General features: G+C 67.8%; 17 protein-coding genes. 6 read left to right on the plus strand and 11 right to left on the minus strand.

Going from position 1 to position 15,689, the window contains the following annotated elements; all coding sequences use genetic code 11:
- The first annotated feature begins 2 nt into the window (after nt 1–2).
- Both C7H75_RS15520 and C7H75_RS15525 read left to right on the plus strand, forming a co-directional pair.
- Nucleotides 3–518, plus strand: coding sequence for a flavin reductase family protein (locus C7H75_RS15520; protein ID WP_005512314.1), 516 nt, complete (start codon nt 3–5; stop codon nt 516–518).
- A gap of 87 nt (nt 519–605) precedes the next feature.
- Nucleotides 606–1,883, plus strand: coding sequence for a serine hydrolase domain-containing protein (locus C7H75_RS15525; protein WP_233281776.1), 1,278 nt, complete (start codon nt 606–608; stop codon nt 1,881–1,883).
- 68 nt (nt 1,884–1,951) lie between these two features.
- Here the strand turns inward: C7H75_RS15525 and C7H75_RS15530 are convergent, their stop codons facing one another.
- From C7H75_RS15530 to C7H75_RS26405, 8 genes are all read right to left on the minus strand, one after another.
- The gene (locus C7H75_RS15530; protein WP_022596709.1) at nt 1,952–2,899 is read right to left on the minus strand and encodes a sulfate/molybdate ABC transporter ATP-binding protein; all 948 of its coding nucleotides are present in this window, start codon (nt 2,897–2,899) and stop codon (nt 1,952–1,954) included.
- On the minus strand, nt 2,896–3,702 hold the full coding sequence (gene cysW, locus C7H75_RS15535) for a sulfate ABC transporter permease subunit CysW (protein WP_005512311.1): 807 nt from the start codon (nt 3,700–3,702) through the stop codon (nt 2,896–2,898). Before cysW ends, C7H75_RS15530 begins: the two co-directional genes overlap by 4 nt.
- Complete coding sequence (gene cysT, locus C7H75_RS15540; RefSeq protein ID WP_022596711.1) at nt 3,699–4,580, minus strand: sulfate ABC transporter permease subunit CysT; 882 nt, start codon at nt 4,578–4,580, stop codon at nt 3,699–3,701. The genes cysW and cysT overlap by 4 nt, the downstream gene beginning before the upstream one ends.
- The gene (locus C7H75_RS15545) at nt 4,580–5,611 is read right to left on the minus strand and encodes an extracellular solute-binding protein (protein ID WP_106851559.1); all 1,032 of its coding nucleotides are present in this window, start codon (nt 5,609–5,611) and stop codon (nt 4,580–4,582) included. The genes cysT and C7H75_RS15545 overlap by 1 nt, the downstream gene beginning before the upstream one ends.
- A gap of 198 nt (nt 5,612–5,809) precedes the next feature.
- Nucleotides 5,810–5,899, minus strand: a complete 90-nt coding sequence (locus C7H75_RS26485; RefSeq protein ID WP_350317242.1) for an Ms4533A family Cys-rich leader peptide — start codon at nt 5,897–5,899, stop codon at nt 5,810–5,812.
- Nucleotides 5,900–6,055: 156 nt separating this feature from the next.
- Entirely contained in the window at nt 6,056–6,280 is a 225-nt protein-coding gene (locus C7H75_RS15550) for a hypothetical protein (RefSeq protein WP_005512307.1), read from the minus strand.
- A gap of 94 nt (nt 6,281–6,374) precedes the next feature.
- The gene (locus C7H75_RS15555) at nt 6,375–7,403 is read right to left on the minus strand and encodes a sulfate ABC transporter substrate-binding protein (protein WP_069856539.1); all 1,029 of its coding nucleotides are present in this window, start codon (nt 7,401–7,403) and stop codon (nt 6,375–6,377) included.
- Between the two features lie 223 nt (nt 7,404–7,626).
- On the minus strand, nt 7,627–7,716 hold the full coding sequence (locus C7H75_RS26405) for an Ms4533A family Cys-rich leader peptide (protein ID WP_313957197.1): 90 nt from the start codon (nt 7,714–7,716) through the stop codon (nt 7,627–7,629).
- 107 nt (nt 7,717–7,823) lie between these two features.
- Between C7H75_RS26405 and C7H75_RS15560 the strand changes: the two genes are divergently transcribed.
- Nucleotides 7,824–9,791 (plus strand): glycoside hydrolase family 15 protein, encoded by a 1,968-nt coding sequence (locus C7H75_RS15560; protein ID WP_084968384.1) that lies wholly within the window; start codon nt 7,824–7,826, stop codon nt 9,789–9,791.
- Between the two features lie 46 nt (nt 9,792–9,837).
- On the plus strand, nt 9,838–10,215 hold the full coding sequence (locus C7H75_RS15565) for a VOC family protein (protein WP_013416484.1): 378 nt from the start codon (nt 9,838–9,840) through the stop codon (nt 10,213–10,215).
- 10 nt (nt 10,216–10,225) lie between these two features.
- Here C7H75_RS15565 and C7H75_RS15570 read toward each other — a convergent pair whose 3' ends face one another.
- Nucleotides 10,226–11,158, minus strand: a complete 933-nt coding sequence (locus tag C7H75_RS15570; RefSeq protein WP_064059059.1) for an NAD(P)H-dependent flavin oxidoreductase — start codon at nt 11,156–11,158, stop codon at nt 10,226–10,228.
- 27 nt (nt 11,159–11,185) lie between these two features.
- On the minus strand, nt 11,186–13,132 hold the full coding sequence (lepA, locus tag C7H75_RS15575; RefSeq protein WP_013416486.1) for a translation elongation factor 4: 1,947 nt from the start codon (nt 13,130–13,132) through the stop codon (nt 11,186–11,188).
- A gap of 474 nt (nt 13,133–13,606) precedes the next feature.
- Here lepA and C7H75_RS15580 point away from each other — a divergent pair, with 474 nt between their 5' ends.
- Nucleotides 13,607–14,158 carry a type II toxin-antitoxin system PemK/MazF family toxin gene (locus tag C7H75_RS15580; protein ID WP_022596724.1) on the plus strand — a complete coding sequence of 184 codons (552 nt, stop codon included), beginning with the start codon at nt 13,607–13,609 and terminating at the stop codon, nt 14,156–14,158.
- A gap of 61 nt (nt 14,159–14,219) precedes the next feature.
- Here the strand turns inward: C7H75_RS15580 and C7H75_RS15585 are convergent, their stop codons facing one another.
- Nucleotides 14,220–14,990: an aquaporin gene (locus C7H75_RS15585; RefSeq protein ID WP_005512291.1), complete on the minus strand. Its 771-nt coding sequence runs from the start codon at nt 14,988–14,990 to the stop codon at nt 14,220–14,222.
- 327 nt (nt 14,991–15,317) lie between these two features.
- On the opposite strand from C7H75_RS15585, the gene rpsT reads away from it, so the two are divergent.
- A complete protein-coding gene (gene rpsT, locus C7H75_RS15590) occupies nt 15,318–15,578 on the plus strand; it encodes a 30S ribosomal protein S20 (protein WP_005512288.1) in 261 nt (86 codons plus the stop codon).
- Nucleotides 15,579–15,689 lie beyond the last annotated feature (111 nt).

The raw sequence follows: 15,689 nt of genomic DNA on the forward strand, positions 1-15,689 counted from the left end.
CGTTGACGACCACTGCCCCGAACCCCCTGCTCGGCGAAGACTTCCGGCGCGCCTTCCGGGGTTACCCCGCGGGCGTCGCGATCATCACCGCACAGGGTGCCGCCGGCCCGGTGGGCATCACCTCGTCGTCGGTCGCGTCGATCTCCGCCGATCCCGCCGTGCTGGGCTTCTCGCTACAGGCCCTGCGGGGTTCTGCCGCCGAGATCGCGGTGGCGTCGAGCGTCCTGGTGCACCTGCTCACCGCCGACAACGTGGCGCTGGCCCGTCGGTTCGCGGCGTCCGGCAACACCCGGTTCGGCGTCGACACGGCCTGGTCGACACTGGGATCGGGTGAGCCACTCCTGCACGACACCGGCACAGTGCTGCGCTGCACCCCGCTCACGCGTACCGAGGTCGGGCAGGCACTGGTCGTCACGGCCGCTGTGACGGAGATCCACGACGCCGAGTCGCTCGCGGCTCCCCTGGTGTACCAGAACCGCTCGTACCACTGCGTGAGTGCCTGGACCGCACTCCCCTGATCCAACGTTCGTTCGGACGCAGGTCGGTCCCGACCGCTACGGGAAAAATCTGACGAAAACCATTACCTCAGATTTACTCTCGTGATCATGCAACCGACTCTCCGCCGCCCGTATCGACGGGCCGGCGCCGCCGCCCTGGCGACTGCGACATCCCTGGTGCTCGCCGCCACCCTCGCACCGACAGCCTCCGCAGCGATTCCCGTCCCGAATGCAGGGTCGTCGATCGGTGACGGGTGGGAGACGCGAGCCGTGGCCCGGGCCGCATCGAAGGTGGTCGGCCACAGTGCACCCGGCATGTCGATCGCGATCGTCAAGCGCAACCCCGACAAGCCCGACGAGGCGATCACCACCACATACCACTTCGGGTTGGCGGACAAGGAGAATCAGCGCCCGGTCGGTCCGCAGACTCAGTTCGAGATCGCCTCGGAAACCAAGACGTTCACCGCGGGACTGCTCGCGAAGCGGATCGACGAAGGCCTCTCCACTCTCGGCGATCTCGCCCAGGACTACGAGCACGACGTCACGTTCCCGACGATGGACGACACGGTCGTCACGCTCGGGGATCTCGTCACCCACCGGTCGGGGCTCACCGACGACCCGGGCAACCTGAATGCCGGCTGCCCGGGAGGCGGCGACCACGGGTGCTCGGACGCGAAGGCGCTCTACAACCGCACCCTGCTGTGGGAGGGGCTGGAGGCGCCGGGTTCGCTGGCGAGCGCACCGGGATCGGAGTGGATCTACTCGGACTTCGGTTTCGGAACCCTGGGCACCCTGATGGCCGATGCGTACGCACCGGGTCACGCCGAGCCCCGCTTCGCCGACGTGGTCCAGCGCGAGCTCACCGGTCCACTCGGCATGACCGGGACCGTCATCGAAAGCCCCACCCCGGACCTGGCCGTGCCCTACGCGAACGGCAGCCCGACCGACCTCTGGAACAACACCGGTGCGCTGGCCGGCGGCGGCGGTCTGATCAGCACGGCGGCGGACATGGCGAAGTGGGTGGCGGCCACCCTCGGCTACGGGGACGAGCCGCTGGTTCCGGTTCTGCAGTCGATGCTCGATCCGATCCCGGGCGTGGCGCCGACCAAGATGCCGAACATGCAGATGGGCATGGCCTGGCAGCTGTTCCCCCCGCAGAACGGGATCAACCGCCCGTACGCGTTCAAGGACGGTGGCGCCTCGGGAATGACCAGCGCCACCTACCTCGTGCCGTCCGAGGGATGGGGTGTGACGGTCATGGCGAACGGCGACTCGGAGCACACCGACGGGGTCGCCCTGGACCTGATGCGTGAGCTCGCCCCCGACTACCCGGCGCCGCCGGAGAGCGGCAGTGGCTCACTGTCGTTCGGCTCGCTGGGGTCCTGACCCGTCGGACGACGACGAAAGCCCAGCTCCACCTTGGCGGAGCCGGGCTTTCGTCTTTGCTCGGCGGACTAGCTTGCGATGTCGCTGGGCCGCACGTACACGGTCTCGCCCTCGCGCAGACCGAGCGCCTCGGCGTCGCTGCGGGTGATCTGCGCCGACAGCTCCTGCGCTCCGGTCTTGGGCTGCAGCTCGACGCGGACCTCGAATCCGAGGTGCACGACGCGGGAGACCGTGGCCGCGAACGACTGCGGCAGCTGGTTGCGGTCCAGGCGCAGATCGTGCGGGCGCACGAGCTGCCCGTTGAGCCGGGCGACCGGGCCGAGGAACGACATCACGAAGTCGTTGGCCGGGGTGTCGTACAGCTCCTGCGGGGTGCCGACCTGCTCGATGCGGCCCTTGTTGAGCACCGCGATCCGGTCGGCGACGTCCAGGGCCTCCTCCTGGTCGTGGGTGACCAGCACCGTGGTGACGTGCACCTCGTCGTGCAGGCGGCGCAGCCACGTCCGCAGGTCGTCACGCACCTTCGCGTCGAGCGCGCCGAACGGCTCGTCGAGCAGCAGCACCTGCGGATCGACGGCGAGCGCACGGGCGAGGGCCATGCGCTGACGCTGTCCGCCGGACAGCTGTGCGGGGTAGCGGTGCTGGAAGCCGTCCAGCCCGACGATCCCGAGCAGATCGTCGACCTTCTTGGTGATCTCCGCCTTGGGGCGCTTGCGGATCTTGAGCCCGAACGCGACGTTGTCCCGCACGGTCATGTGTTTGAACGCCGCATAGTGCTGGAACACGAAGCCGATGTCCCGCTTCTGCGGCGGCACGCCGGTGACGTCCTTGCCGGCGATCGTGATGGTGCCCGAGTCGGGATGTTCGAGGCCGGCGATCGACCGCAGCAGCGTCGACTTGCCCGAGCCGCTGGGGCCCAACAGGGCGGTCAGCGAGCCCGACGGGATGTCGAGGGTGACATCGTCGAGCGCGGCGAAGTCGCCGTAGTTCTTGCGCGCACCGGTCACGGTGATCATGTCGTGCTCCTCTTGCGGTCGAGCAGAGTCATCAGCAGCAGGGTGATCAGGGCGATACCCATCAGCAGCGTTGCCGCCGAGTAGGCCCCGAAGGTGTTGTGGTCGTCGATGTAGCGGGAGTGCACGAGCAGGGTCAGGGTCTGCGATTGGCCGGGAATGCCGGACGAGACCATGATGACCGCGCCGAACTCGCCGAGCGCGCGGGCGACGGTGAGGACGACGCCGTAGGTCAGGCCCCAGCGGATGGCCGGCAGGGTGATCCGGCTGAACGTCTGCCACTTCGACGCGCCGAGCGTCGCGGCGGCCTGCTCCTGTTCCTCACCGATCTCGTGCAGCACGGGTTCCACCTCGCGCACCACGAACGGGAGGGTCACGAAGATGGTGGCGATCACCATGCCCGGCAGCCCGAAGATCACCTTGAAGCCGGTCGATTCGATCCCACCGAACCAGCCGTTCGCCCCCCACAGCAGGATCAGCGAGACACCGACGACGATTGGCGAGACCGCGAACGGCAGGTCCACCACCGACTGCAGGAGACCGCGGCCCGGGAAGCGTCCGCGCACCAGCGCGAGCGCCGTCACGATGCCGAACACCACGTTCAACGGGACCACGATCGCCACGATGATCAGCGACATGTTGAGCGCCGAGATGGCGGCCGGGGTGCTGATCGCGTGGAAGAACGCGACGAAGCCGTTCTCGAACGTGCGGTACAGGATCACTGCGATGGGCAGGACCAGCAGGACGAAGAGGTAGGCGAGGACGATGGTCCGCAGACCGATCCGCGCCTTCGGGGACAGCTTCACTGGGCGTGCTCCTCTCGGCGCTGGTTACGGGCCGCGAACAGGCGCAGGACGAACAGCGTGACGAACGCGATCGCCAACAGTGCCACCGACACGGCCGCGGCGCTGACCGGACGGTCGATCTCGATCTGCTGTTGGATGTACTGCGACGCCACCTGCGTCTCGCGGGGAATGTTGCCGCCGATCAGGACGACGGAGCCGTACTCGCCGATCGCCCGGGCGAACGCCAGCCCGGCACCGCTGATGACCGCCGGCGCCAGCGTCGGCAGCACCACCGAGCGGAAGATGGTCCAGTTGTTCGCACCCAACGACGCGGCCGCCTCCTCGACCTCTCGGTCGGCCTCGATCAGCACCGGCTGTACCGAGCGCACGACGAACGGCAGCGTCACGAAGGCCAGCGCGACGATCAGACCCGGCTGCGTGGCGTTGAGGTGGATACCGACGGGGCTCTGCGGCCCGTAGAGCGAGAGCAGCACGATGCTCGCGACGATCGTCGGCAGCGCGAACGGGAGATCGATGAGTGCGCCCACGATCCGCTTGCCGGGAAACTCGTCGCGCACCAGCACCCAGGCAATGGCAGTGCCCATCACGACGTTGATCACGGCGACGATCGCGGAGACCACCACCGTCACCCGCAGCGCCGCCAGCGCGCCGGGAGCGGTGACCGCGTCCCAGAAGCCGGCCCAGCCGTTCTCGAACGACGTGACCGTCAGCGCCGCCAACGGAAGGAGCACGATGACGCTGAGCCAGAGGCCGGCGATACCGATGCCGAGCGGCCCGACGGCACCGGTGACGGCAAACCTGCGCCGCGAGCGGGTCTTCGGTTTCGGTGAGGGTGTCTGCGCCGGCTGTCGGGCCGGCTGAGTCGTCACGGTCGTCATCACTTGGTCGCGTTCTCGTAGATTGCGGCGATCCGTCCCGAGTCCTGCTCGAACAGATCCTGGTCGACGGCGTCCCAACCACCGAGGTCGGCGATGGTCCACAGCTTCTGCGGCTCCGGGAAGTCCGCGGCGAACTCGGCCAGCACGGCCTGGTCGACGGGACGGAACCCGGCCTGTGCCCACTGACGTTGCGCTGCAGGGGTGTAGAGGAACTCACGGAACGTGACGGCGGTGGACGCGTTGCGGCCCGTGGAGACGACGGCAACCGGGTTCTCCACCTTGAACGTCACAGCGGGCGTGACGTGCTCCACCGGATCGCCCTTACGCTCGGTGAACAGCGCCTCGTTCTCGTAGCTGAGCAGCACGTCACCGGTGCCCTGCAGGAACATCTCGGTCGCCTCGCGTCCCGACTTGGGCTGCACCTTCACGTGCTCGCTCACGAGCTTGCCGAGGTAGTCGAGTCCCGCCTGCGGGTTCCGGCCGCCCTCGCTCTCGGCGGCGTACGGCGCCAACAGGTTCCACTTCGCCGAACCCGAACTGAACGGGTTGGGGGTGACCACCTCGATCCCCGGACGCAGCAGATCGTCCCAGTCGCGGATGTTCTTCGGATTACCCTCCCGCACGACGAGAGTGACGACCGACCCGAACGGGACACCGCCGTATGCGTCCTGGTTCCAGGAATCGTCGACGAGACCCGCCTCGACGAGCCGGGTGATCTCCGGCTCGACGGAGAAGCTCACCAGATCGGCCTGCGCGCCGTCCCTGACCTTGCGGGACTGGTCGCCCGAGGCACCGTACGACGGATTGAACCGCACGCCCTGACCCTCGTCGGTCTCCGCGAACGCCGCGGTGACCTTGTCGTAGCCCGGCTTGGGGACGCCGTATGCGAACAGGTTGATCGTGCCGCCACTGCCGTCGGCACTGCCGTCGCCGCCACCCATGACGTCACTCGAACCGCCGCTACACCCGGCGAGCGCCACCGCGGCGACGGCGACGAACGCAGCCACGAGGGGGCGGGACCGATGGTTCATAGGGACTTACCTTCCTACAGTGCCGGCAGATGCAGAAGAGCTCGCAGCAGAGCGGACCGACCGGACGGTCGGGCGGCGGGAGCTATCGGGGCGCAGGGGGGGCGTTCGCGGCACGCAGGGCAGCGGGGTGACTCGGGGAAGAGCTACGCGTTCGGACCGAACACGAGTGTCACGACTGGGCGAACACCGACGAGGTGATCAACAACAGTCGACGTCGGCAACTGCAAGTCGGCCGACAGCGATCAACGCCAGTTCATGGCGGACCTGGTGGGCGACGACTACAGACACGCGGCAGACTTTAGCAGAGCGCCGAACCGCCGTCCGAATCGCTTTTCTGGTGACCGGGACGGCCGTAGTCGGGCAGGCCTCAGCGGGTGAAGTACCAGGCGATGACGACCAGGACGATAAGTGCGATCAGAGCCAGGGTCACGCGTGAGCGCGGCATCAGGAACCCTCCACCTTCGAGCGCGCGTCCGCGCAGACATCCGACGCGGCCGGTTCGGCACGACCGACTGCAGCGAACACCGCGGACAACACGCGGTCGAGCATCCAGGCGATACCGAAGCAGGCCGGGATCATCACCGCGAGCACCAGGAGAACCTGGGGAATGAACGGCAGGCCGGCGATCCACAGTTCGGCGCCGTCCCACCAGTTCGCGAGTTGATCCACCCGACCACCCTAGCGGCTGGCAAGGTGCGGACCGAACGCGGCGCAATGTGCGTGCCGCGTCCGGTCCCGTGTCCTCACCGTGCCTGCGCGCGAGCTACTTGGTCGCGTTCTCGTAGATCACCGCGATGCTGCCGGTCCCCTGCTTGAACAACTCGGCATCGACGGTCTTCCAGCCCCCGAGGTCGGCGATGGTCCACAGCTTCTGCGGCTGCGGGAAGTCGGCCGCGAACTCCTGCGCCACGGCCGGGTCGACGGGACGGAAACCCGCCTCCGCCCACAGTCGCTGGGCGTCGGCGGTGTAGAGGTAGTCGCGGAACGCGGTCGCCTGGGCCGCGTTGGGGCTGTTGGAGATGACCGCGGCCGGATTTTCGATCTTGAACGTCGCGGGCGGAGTGACGTGCTCCACCGGGTCGCCGTTGCGCTCGGTGAACAGCGCCTCGTTCTCGTAGCTCAGCAGCACGTCACCGGTGCCCTGCAGGAACGTCTCCGTGGCCTCGCGTCCCGACTTGGGCTGCACCTTCACGTGCTCGCTCACGAGCTTGCCGAGGTAGTCGAGTCCCGCCTGCGGGTTCTGGCCACCGTCGCTCTTCGCGGCATACGGCGCCAACAGGTTCCACTTCGCCGAACCGGAACTGAACGGGTTGGGGGTGACCACCTCGATACCCGGACGCAGCAGATCGTCCCAGTCCTGGATGTTCTTCGGATTGCCCTCGCGGACGACGATCGTGACGACCGACCCGAACGGAATTCCGTTGTAGGCGTCCTTGTTCCAGTTCTCGTCGACAAGGCCGGCGTCCACCAGTCGGGTGATGTCGGGTTCGACGGAGAAGTTCACGAAGTCGGCCTGCGCGCCGTCCTTGACCTTGCGGGACTGGTCGCCCGAGGCACCGTACGACGGATTGAACCGGACCCCCTTGCCATCCTCGGTCTCCGCGAAGGCCGCGGTGACCTTGTCGAATCCGGGCTTGGGCACCGCATACGCGAACAGGTTGATCGTGCCGCCGCTGCCGTCGGCGGTCTCGGTGCCGCCGACGACGTCACTGGAACCGCCGCTGCACGCGGACAGCGCGACCGCGCCGAGCGCGACGAGTGCGGTCAGGAACGAACGGGAACGATGCCTCATGAGGGATTGCCTTCCTACCAGGCTCACGGATGATGGTGATGACGTACGGAATCGGTCCGGCACACGCCGGACCGTACTCAGAGATCGGACGGATGTCCTGCATTGGAAGGGCGTTCGTGACGAACCGGGCGCGCAGCACGCCCCGGCCGGTCCACCGACGAAGAAGAGCGAAGCGCGCGGCCGCGGGCCGGATTCGACGGAAGACGAACGCCCGGAAAGGGCGTCAGCGACAAAGAATGTCGGCAACCGCCAGATCGCCGACGGCAATCAACGCCAGTTCATGGCGGACGCGGTGGGCGATGGCAGCAGACACGCCGCAGAGAGTAACAGACACCCGCAGTCGCGGCGAGCCGCACCGCTCCCCCGCGCGGCGCGGTCGAAACATGGACGGCGGCGTGCGCGCGGGTCGATGATGAGGAGATGACGTCGCAGGCCGAGCAGTCAGTCACCGGACCGTCGGGCGATTCGGACGAGATCGCGCCGGAGCACCGCAGCGTCTATCCGCCGATCGACGACTACGCATTCCTCTCCGATTGCGAGTCGAACTGCCTGATCGCCCGGAACGGCTCCGTCGAGTGGATGTGCATCCCGCGACCCGACTCGCCCAGCGTGTTCGGGTCCATCCTGGACCGCAGCGCCGGACACTTCCGGATCGGGCCGTACGGCCAGAACGTGCCGGCCGCGCGCCGCTACCTGCCGGGCGGGCTCATCCTGGAGACGACGTGGCAGACGCAGACCGGGTGGCTCATCGTCCGGGACGCCCTCGTGATGGGACCCTGGCACGCGAACGAGCAGCGTTCGCCGACGCGTCGGCGCACGCCGTCGGACTGGGATGCCGAGCACGTGCTGCTGCGGACGGTGAAGTGCGTCAGCGGCACCGTCGAGTTGGAGATGAGCTGCGAACCCGCCTTCGACTACCACCGCGCCCCGGCCCGGTGGGAATACACCGGCAAGGTGTACGAGGAAGCCACGGCGACGTCCCGCGCGTCCTCCGCCGACCACCCGACACTGCGCCTGACGTCGAATCTCCGGCTCGGCCTCGAGGGGCGCGAGGCCCGCGCCCGGACGCGAATGGTGGAGGGCGACAACGCCTTCGTCGCCCTCTCCTGGTCCGATCTGCCGGCCCCGCGTACCTTCGCCGAGGCGGCGGACCGGATGTGGCAGACCACCGAGTGCTGGCGGCAGTGGGTGACGATCGGCCGGTTCCCCGACCATCCTTGGCGTGGCCACCTGCAGCGCAGTGCGCTGACCCTCAAGGGCCTCACCTACGCCCCCACCGGCGCCCTGCTCGCCGCCCCCACCACGTCCCTGCCCGAAACGCCCGGCGGCGAACGGAACTGGGACTACCGGTACGCCTGGGTGCGCGACTCGACCTTCGCGCTGTGGGGTCTCTACACGCTCGGGCTCGATCGGGAGGCCAACGACTTCTTCTCGTTCATCTTCGACTCGTCCCAGTCCGACGACGGCGACCCGGCACCCCTGCAGGTGATGTACGGCGTCGGCGGCGAGCACACGCTCGTCGAGCAGGAACTGAGCCACCTCAAGGGTTACGACGGGGCCCGGCCGGTCCGGATCGGCAACGGCGCCTACAACCAGAACCAGCACGACATCTGGGGCACGATGCTCGACTCGGTGTACCTGCACGTCCGTTCCCGCGACCAGGTCCCCGAGACCCTGTGGCCGCTACTCAAACGTCAGGTCGAGGAGGTCGTCGAGAACTGGCGCCGGCCCGACCGCGGCATCTGGGAGGTTCGCGGCGAACCCCAGCACTTCACGTCGTCGAAGATCATGTGCTGGGTCGCGCTCGACCGCGGCGCCAAGCTGGCGACGTTGCACGGCGAGAAGGCTTATGCGGCACAGTGGGCCGACATCGCGGACGAGATCCGAGCCGACGTCCTCGCCCACGGTGTCGACGATCGTGGGGTGCTCACCCAGCGGTACGGCAGTCCGGCTCTCGATGCGTCGTTGCTGCTCGCTCCCCTGCTGCGCTTCCTGCCCGCCGACGACGAGCGCATCCGGGCCACCGTGCTGGCGATCGCCGACGAACTCACCGAGGACGGACTGGTGCTGCGCTACCGAGTCGAGGAGACCGACGACGGACTGTCCGGCAAGGAGGGCACTTTCACGATCTGCTCGTTCTGGCTCGTCTCGGCCCTGGTGGAGATCGGGGAGCTCGAGCGCGCCAAGCAGTTGTGCGAACGTCTGCTCGGGTTCGCCAGCCCACTCAAGCTGTACGCCGAGGAGATCGACCCCAAGACCGGCCGGCACCTCGGCAATTTTCCGCAGGCCTTCACCCACCTGGCGCTGATCAATGCGGTCGTGCACGTCATCCGAGCGGAGGAGGCCGGCGACACCGGCACCTTTCAGCCCGCTCACGGGCCGTCCTGACGTGGGAACGGCCACTTCTGTCGGTGACCTGTGTCACGATCGGCGCATGTTGGATCACCTGGGAATTCAATGCGTCGACATCGAAGCCGGTGCTGCGTTCTACGACGCCGTGCTCGCGCCCCTCGGCGGGAAGCGGGTCGTCGAACCCGCTCCCGGCGTCATCGGTTACGGCGTGCCGCCACACCCGGACTTCTGGATCAGCCCGCTGGTCCCGGCCGATGCCGGCTTCCGCGAGAACCATGTGGCGTTCGTCGCGGACACCCGAGCCGCGGTCGATGCCTTCTACGCGGCCGCGGTCGAGGCGGGTGCAGAGGTTCTGCACGCACCGCGCGAATGGCCGGAGTACCACCCCGGCTACTACGGCGCGTTCGTGCGCGATCCCGACGGCAACAACGTCGAGGCGGTCTGCCACCGCCCCGAGTGACGGCGTTCGCTCAGTAGGTGCGGCGTAGCAGGCGTTCGGCGTCGGCGGCGATGGCGCGGACCACGTCGCCGGCGGGTTGCTCAGTCGTGACCAGACCCGCTGCCTCGCCGGCGTAAACCACACCCTGGGTCGCGTCTGCAGGGTCGTAAGCGGCAGCGAGCGTTTCGTTGTCGGCGCCGCGACCGTGCCACTCGGCGGTGTAGTCGTTGGCAAGGGCACGGCCGCCCCACCTCGCCGGCCAGGGCTGATCGCGCGCCTGATCGAAGATCGACGTGTAGACGGTGTCGGCACTGCCGGCCTCGATCAGCTTGCGGCGGGCGTATTCCGGCCCGATCGTCTCCGGGCTCGCGAGCAGCGCGGTGCCGATCATCGCGCCCTCGGCGCCGGCGGCGATCACCGCCGCCAGTCCACGGCCGGTGCCGATTCCGCCCGCCGCGAGGACGGGCAGGCTCGTCGCGTCGAGGACCTCCTGCAGCAGCGGCAGGGTGCCGATCCGCCCGGTGTGGCCGCCGGCCTCACCGCCCTGAGCGATGACGAAGTCGACGCCCGCCCGCTCGACCACGTGCAGGTCGTCGAGCGTGTTCACCTGGGAGACGGCGAGCGCACCCGCGGCGTGGACCCGTTCGACGTACGGTGCCGGATCGCCGAACGACAACGACACCACGCGCGGGCGCTCGGCGAGCGCCGCGTCGAGCAGTGAATCGTCGGCGTCGAGAGACCACGTCATCAGCCCGATGCCGAGCAGCCCGCCGCCGATCTCGCGGGCGGTCGCCGACTCCTCGGCGATCCACTCGGGCGTCGCGTAGCGTGCCGCGCCCAGCAACCCCAGACCGCCGGCGCGGGTGACCTCCCCCGCGAGCCGTCCGCCCGCGCGGCCGCCCATCGGGGCACCGAAGATCGGCACCTCCAGCCCGAGCTCGCGGGTCAACCAGGTGCCGATCATCGAGTGTTCCTCCTACTTGCCGTCCGGCTACTTGCCCTTGGGCTTGTCCGCCACCGACTCGTTGGACAGGGCCGCAACGAAGGCTTCCTGCGGAACCTCGACGCGACCGATGGTCTTCATCCGCTTCTTGCCCTCCTTCTGCTTCTCGAGCAGCTTGCGCTTACGGCTGATGTCGCCGCCGTAGCACTTGGCGAGCACGTCCTTGCGGATCGCCCGAATGTTTTCGCGCGCAATGATCTTCGAGCCGATCGCAGCCTGGATCGGCACCTCGAACTGCTGACGGGGGATGAGCTCGCGCAACTTGGTGGTCATCTTGTTTCCGTACGCGAAAGCGGCATCCTTGTGCACGATCGCGCTGAAAGCGTCGACGGTCTCACCCTGGAGCAGGATATCCACCTTCACCAGCGCGGCCTGCTGCTCGCCCGACTCCTCGTAGTCGAGGCTCGCATAGCCCTTGGTCCGCGACTTCAGAGCGTCGAAGAAGTCGAACATGATCTCGCCCATCGGCAGCGTGTAGCGCAGCTCGACGCGCGTCTCCGATAGGTAGTCCATGCCCCCGAGCTCGCCGCGCCGCGACTGACACAACTCCATGATCGCGCCGGTGTACTCGCTCGGCGCGATGACGGTGCACTTGGCCATCGGCTCGTACACCTCGCGCACCTTGCCCTCCGGCCAGTACGACGGGTTGGTCACCTCGTGCTCGGAGCCGTCCTCCATCACCACCCGGTACACCACGTTCGGCGCGGTGGAGATGAGGTCGAGCCCGAACTCGCGCTCGAGACGGTCGCGGGTGATCTCCATGTGCAGCAGACCGAGGAAGCCGCACCGGAAACCGAAGCCGAGAGCGACCGAGGTCTCCGGCTCGTAGGCCAGGGCGGCGTCGTTGAGCCGCAGCTTGTCCAGCGCGTCACGCAGCACCGGGTAGTCGGAACCGTCCATCGGGTAGAGACCCGAGTACACCATCGGCTTGGGATCGCGGTAGCCGGTCAGCGGCTCCGATGCGCCGTTGCGGAACGTGGTGACGGTGTCGCCGACGCGCGACTGCCGCACGTCCTTCACACCGGTGATGAGGTAGCCGACCTCGCCGACGCCCAGACCTGTCGTGGCCTTGGGCTCGGGCGAGATGATGCCCACCTCGAGCAGTTCGTGTGTGGTGCCGGTCGACATCATGGTGATCTTCTCGCGGGGACGGATCTTGCCGTCGACCACACGCACGTAGGTGACGACGCCACGGTAGGCGTCGTACACGGAGTCGAAGATCATCGCGCGTGCCGGACCGTCCGCATCGCCGACCGGGGCCGGAACCTGCTTCACGACCTCGTCGAGCAACTCCTTCACACCGACGCCGGTCTTCCCGGAAACCTTCAGCACGTCCTCGGCCTCGCAGCCGACGATGTGGGCGATCTCGGCCGCGTACCGCTCGGGGTCGGCGGCCGGCAGGTCGATCTTGTTGAGCACCGGGATGATGGTGAGATCCTTCTCCATCGCCAGGTACAGGTTGGCCAGGGTCTGCGCCTCGATGCCCTGCGCGGCGTCGACGAGCAGGATCGCGCCCTCACAGGCCTCGAGCGCGCGGGACACCTCGTACGTGAAGTCGACGTGGCCGGGAGTGTCGATCAGGTGCAGCACGATCTCTTCGGTCGTGCCGTCCTCGTTCTGGACGGTCCACGGCAGACGGACGTTCTGCGCCTTGATGGTGATGCCGCGCTCGCGCTCGATGTCCATGCGGTCGAGGTACTGAGCGCGCATCGCGCGCTCCTCGACGACGCCGGTGAGCTGCAGCATCCGGTCCGCGAGAGTCGACTTGCCGTGGTCGATGTGCGCGATGATGCAGAAGTTCCGGATCTTCGACGGATCCGTGAACGTCTTCTCCGCAAAGTTGCTGCTCAAGCCCAATTCCCTCGTCTCACTCGCGCACTGACATCGGCCCGGTCCGGTCGCCCGTCCCGCACTGGTCCCGCACCAGGATCGCATCGACAGCGTCCCGTGCCCTCCCATCATCCCTTGACCATGGGTGGGCGTACACATCGAGGGTCACGGCAGGCCACTTGCCACCAACGTACTGAGCCGTCCCGGGGACCGGCGCCCCGAGCCTGCCGATCCCCGAAGACAGCGAACGCCCCGAGGATCACTCGAGGCGTTCGGCGGCTCGCTTCCCCCGAGCCACCTGTCGCAACCTACGCGCGGGGTCCGACAGTCGGCCTCCGCCGATCGGCTCGAGCACGGCCACGGTGGCCGTCGACCCATTCGACGTCGTGCAACAACACGAAGACCCCGCACCAGGGGGTAGCGCGGGGCCTGCGTGTGCGCCGTAGACGGGCACGTCCATAAACATACCGCGAGTACGTTTCGGTCGGCGTGCATCGTCGCGAAAAATTCGAAGTCCCCGGATTCGATGCCAGCTCGGTTCCCGGGCGCCGACGGTCTCCGGCGTTAAGCTCGGCTGTCATGGCGAGCACTTGGGGCAGCATCGGCAGGAAGCTCGGCGACTTCGCCGTCACGCAGGGCCCGAAGCTCCTGCGCCAAGTGCAGAACACGCCGGCGGTCAAACGCGCGACCGCGGCGCTCGCGGGCCCACCGTCCGCGGTGCCGGGCCGGCCGGTATCGCGTCGGACGTCACCGACCGCGCACCGCGCCCGCAGAATCGAGTACGCCCCCGATCTCGACGGCCGTGCCGATCCCGGCGAGATCGTCTGGACGTGGGTCACGTACGAGGAGGATCCCGGCCAAGGCAAGGACCGGCCGGTGCTGGTCGTCGGCCGGGACGGCAACACGTTGCTGGGACTGATGCTCTCGTCGAACAGCGAGCGCGACGACGAGCCGAACTGGCTGGCGCTCGGCACTGGCCCCTGGGATGCGGACAGCAGGCCGAGTTGGGTGCGACTCGACCGGGTCCTCGACGTTCCCGAGGCGGGCATCCGACGGGAGGGCGCCGTTCTCGACGTCGATCGTTTCGAGACGGTGGCCGCCCGCCTACGCGCCGACTACAGCTGGCACTGACACCTTCCACGACACGGCAGGGGCCCGGCGCATACTCGCGCCGGGCCCGTGCCCTGTCGCGTCAATCGTTCAGTCGGTTGTACCGGCCGAACAGCGCCCGGTAGATGACGGCACCCAATGCGCCGCCGATGAGTGGGAAGACGATGAACAACCAGACCTGCCCCATCGCACCCGGCTGGTACGCCGCGACCGCGAAACTCCGGGCGGGGTTGACGGACGTGTTGTCGATCGGAATCGAGATGAGGTGGATGACGGCGAGCGTGAAGCCGATCGAGACGCCCGCGAGCGGGACATCGGACAGCTGATCCGTCGAGGCGAGCACGACGAACACCAGCAGTGCCGTGAGAACGATCTCGACCGTCATCGCCGCACCGATCCCGTAACCGGGCTCGACGAGCTTGCCGAGCGGACCGGTCTGGGCCGACGGGCTGTGGACACCCCAGCCGTTCGCGGCCAGACCGTCCTCCCGACGGTTGTAGCTGGGGACACTCTGCGCGATCGCGTACACGGCCAGACCGGCCACGAGACCGCCGACCACCTGGGAGAGCACGTAGAAGCCGGCCCTGGCGGCCGTCACCCGACCGAGAATGTAGTGCCCCAGCGTGACGGCAGGATTGACGTGGCAACCCGAGATGGGGCCGATCGCGTAGACCAGGAACATCAGCGTCAGGCCGAACGCGAGTGCGATGCCGAGCTGACCGACCGTGCTACCCGAGAACACCGCTGTGCCGATCGCCGCGAACACCAGCACGAAGGTTCCGACCCCCTCGGCCAGGTACTTCTTGAGGTCGGAGATGTGTTCCTTCTCCGCGATTTCCTGTGCTGTCGACATTCACACCCTCACTTCCGAACCGAAGAGCGCCTGATGTTTCCGAACGGACGTTACGTACATCTCGGTCTCGTTTCGGCACATTCGGTACTCTCCGAGTCCGAATCGGTATGCGCGAGAGTGCGTTCCGACGGACCGCCAGCGGTGGTCGCGAGCACCGACCCCGCCGACACCCCGGCCACCGACCCGCATCAGCGTGTGGGTATGCTTTCCAAGCCCTGGACGGCCACCGGTTTGAGAACACCACACGGGTACTGGTAGTGTCGTCGGTCGGCGCATCCGTGCGCCCAGAGCTTTCCGACAGAAACCAAAGACGACAGGATTTTACGCGTGGCCAACATCAAGTCCCAGGTGAAGCGGATCCGCACCAACGAGCGCAACCGACTCCGCAACCAGTCGGTCAAGTCCTCGCTGCGTACGGCGATCCGTTCCTTCCGCGAGGCCGCGGCAGCCGGTGACAAGGACAAGGCCAACGAGCTCCTCGTCGCCACCAGCCGCAAGCTCGACAAGGCAGCCGGCGCCGGCGTCATCCACGCCAACCAGGCAGCCAACAAGAAGTCGGCGCTCGCGAAGGTCGCCAACTCTCTCTGACAAGTTTCTGACGGTTCCACCGTCGCAAGCTCTGTGGAAATAGCCCCCGATCGATGATCGGGGGCTATTTCTTGTTGTCGTCCCGGTCCTGTCGTCGCCCCGACCACGGAC

Source organism: Rhodococcus (subgen. Prescottella) equi (assembly GCF_003013675.1).
Classification (GTDB): Bacteria; Actinomycetota; Actinomycetes; order Mycobacteriales; family Mycobacteriaceae; genus Prescottella; species Prescottella equi.

Excerpts from the sequence above, each read along its gene's own strand:
- C7H75_RS15525 (WP_233281776.1), top strand. The coding sequence starts at position 606 with ATGCAACCGACTCTCCGCCGCCCGTATCGACGGGCCGGCGCCGCCGCC.
- C7H75_RS15530 (WP_022596709.1), bottom strand. The coding sequence starts at position 2,899 with ATGATCACCGTGACCGGTGCGCGCAAGAACTACGGCGACTTCGCCGCG.
- cysT (WP_022596711.1), bottom strand. The coding sequence starts at position 4,580 with ATGACGACCGTGACGACTCAGCCGGCCCGACAGCCGGCGCAGACACCC.
- C7H75_RS15545 (WP_106851559.1), bottom strand. The coding sequence starts at position 5,611 with ATGAACCATCGGTCCCGCCCCCTCGTGGCTGCGTTCGTCGCCGTCGCC.
- C7H75_RS15555 (WP_069856539.1), bottom strand. The coding sequence starts at position 7,403 with ATGAGGCATCGTTCCCGTTCGTTCCTGACCGCACTCGTCGCGCTCGGC.
- C7H75_RS15560 (WP_084968384.1), top strand. The coding sequence starts at position 7,824 with ATGACGTCGCAGGCCGAGCAGTCAGTCACCGGACCGTCGGGCGATTCG.
- C7H75_RS15565 (WP_013416484.1), top strand. The coding sequence starts at position 9,838 with ATGTTGGATCACCTGGGAATTCAATGCGTCGACATCGAAGCCGGTGCT.
- C7H75_RS15570 (WP_064059059.1), bottom strand. The coding sequence starts at position 11,158 with ATGATCGGCACCTGGTTGACCCGCGAGCTCGGGCTGGAGGTGCCGATC.
- lepA (WP_013416486.1), bottom strand. The coding sequence starts at position 13,132 with ATGCGATCCTGGTGCGGGACCAGTGCGGGACGGGCGACCGGACCGGGC.
- C7H75_RS15580 (WP_022596724.1), top strand. The coding sequence starts at position 13,607 with ATGGCGAGCACTTGGGGCAGCATCGGCAGGAAGCTCGGCGACTTCGCC.
- C7H75_RS15585 (WP_005512291.1), bottom strand. The coding sequence starts at position 14,990 with ATGTCGACAGCACAGGAAATCGCGGAGAAGGAACACATCTCCGACCTC.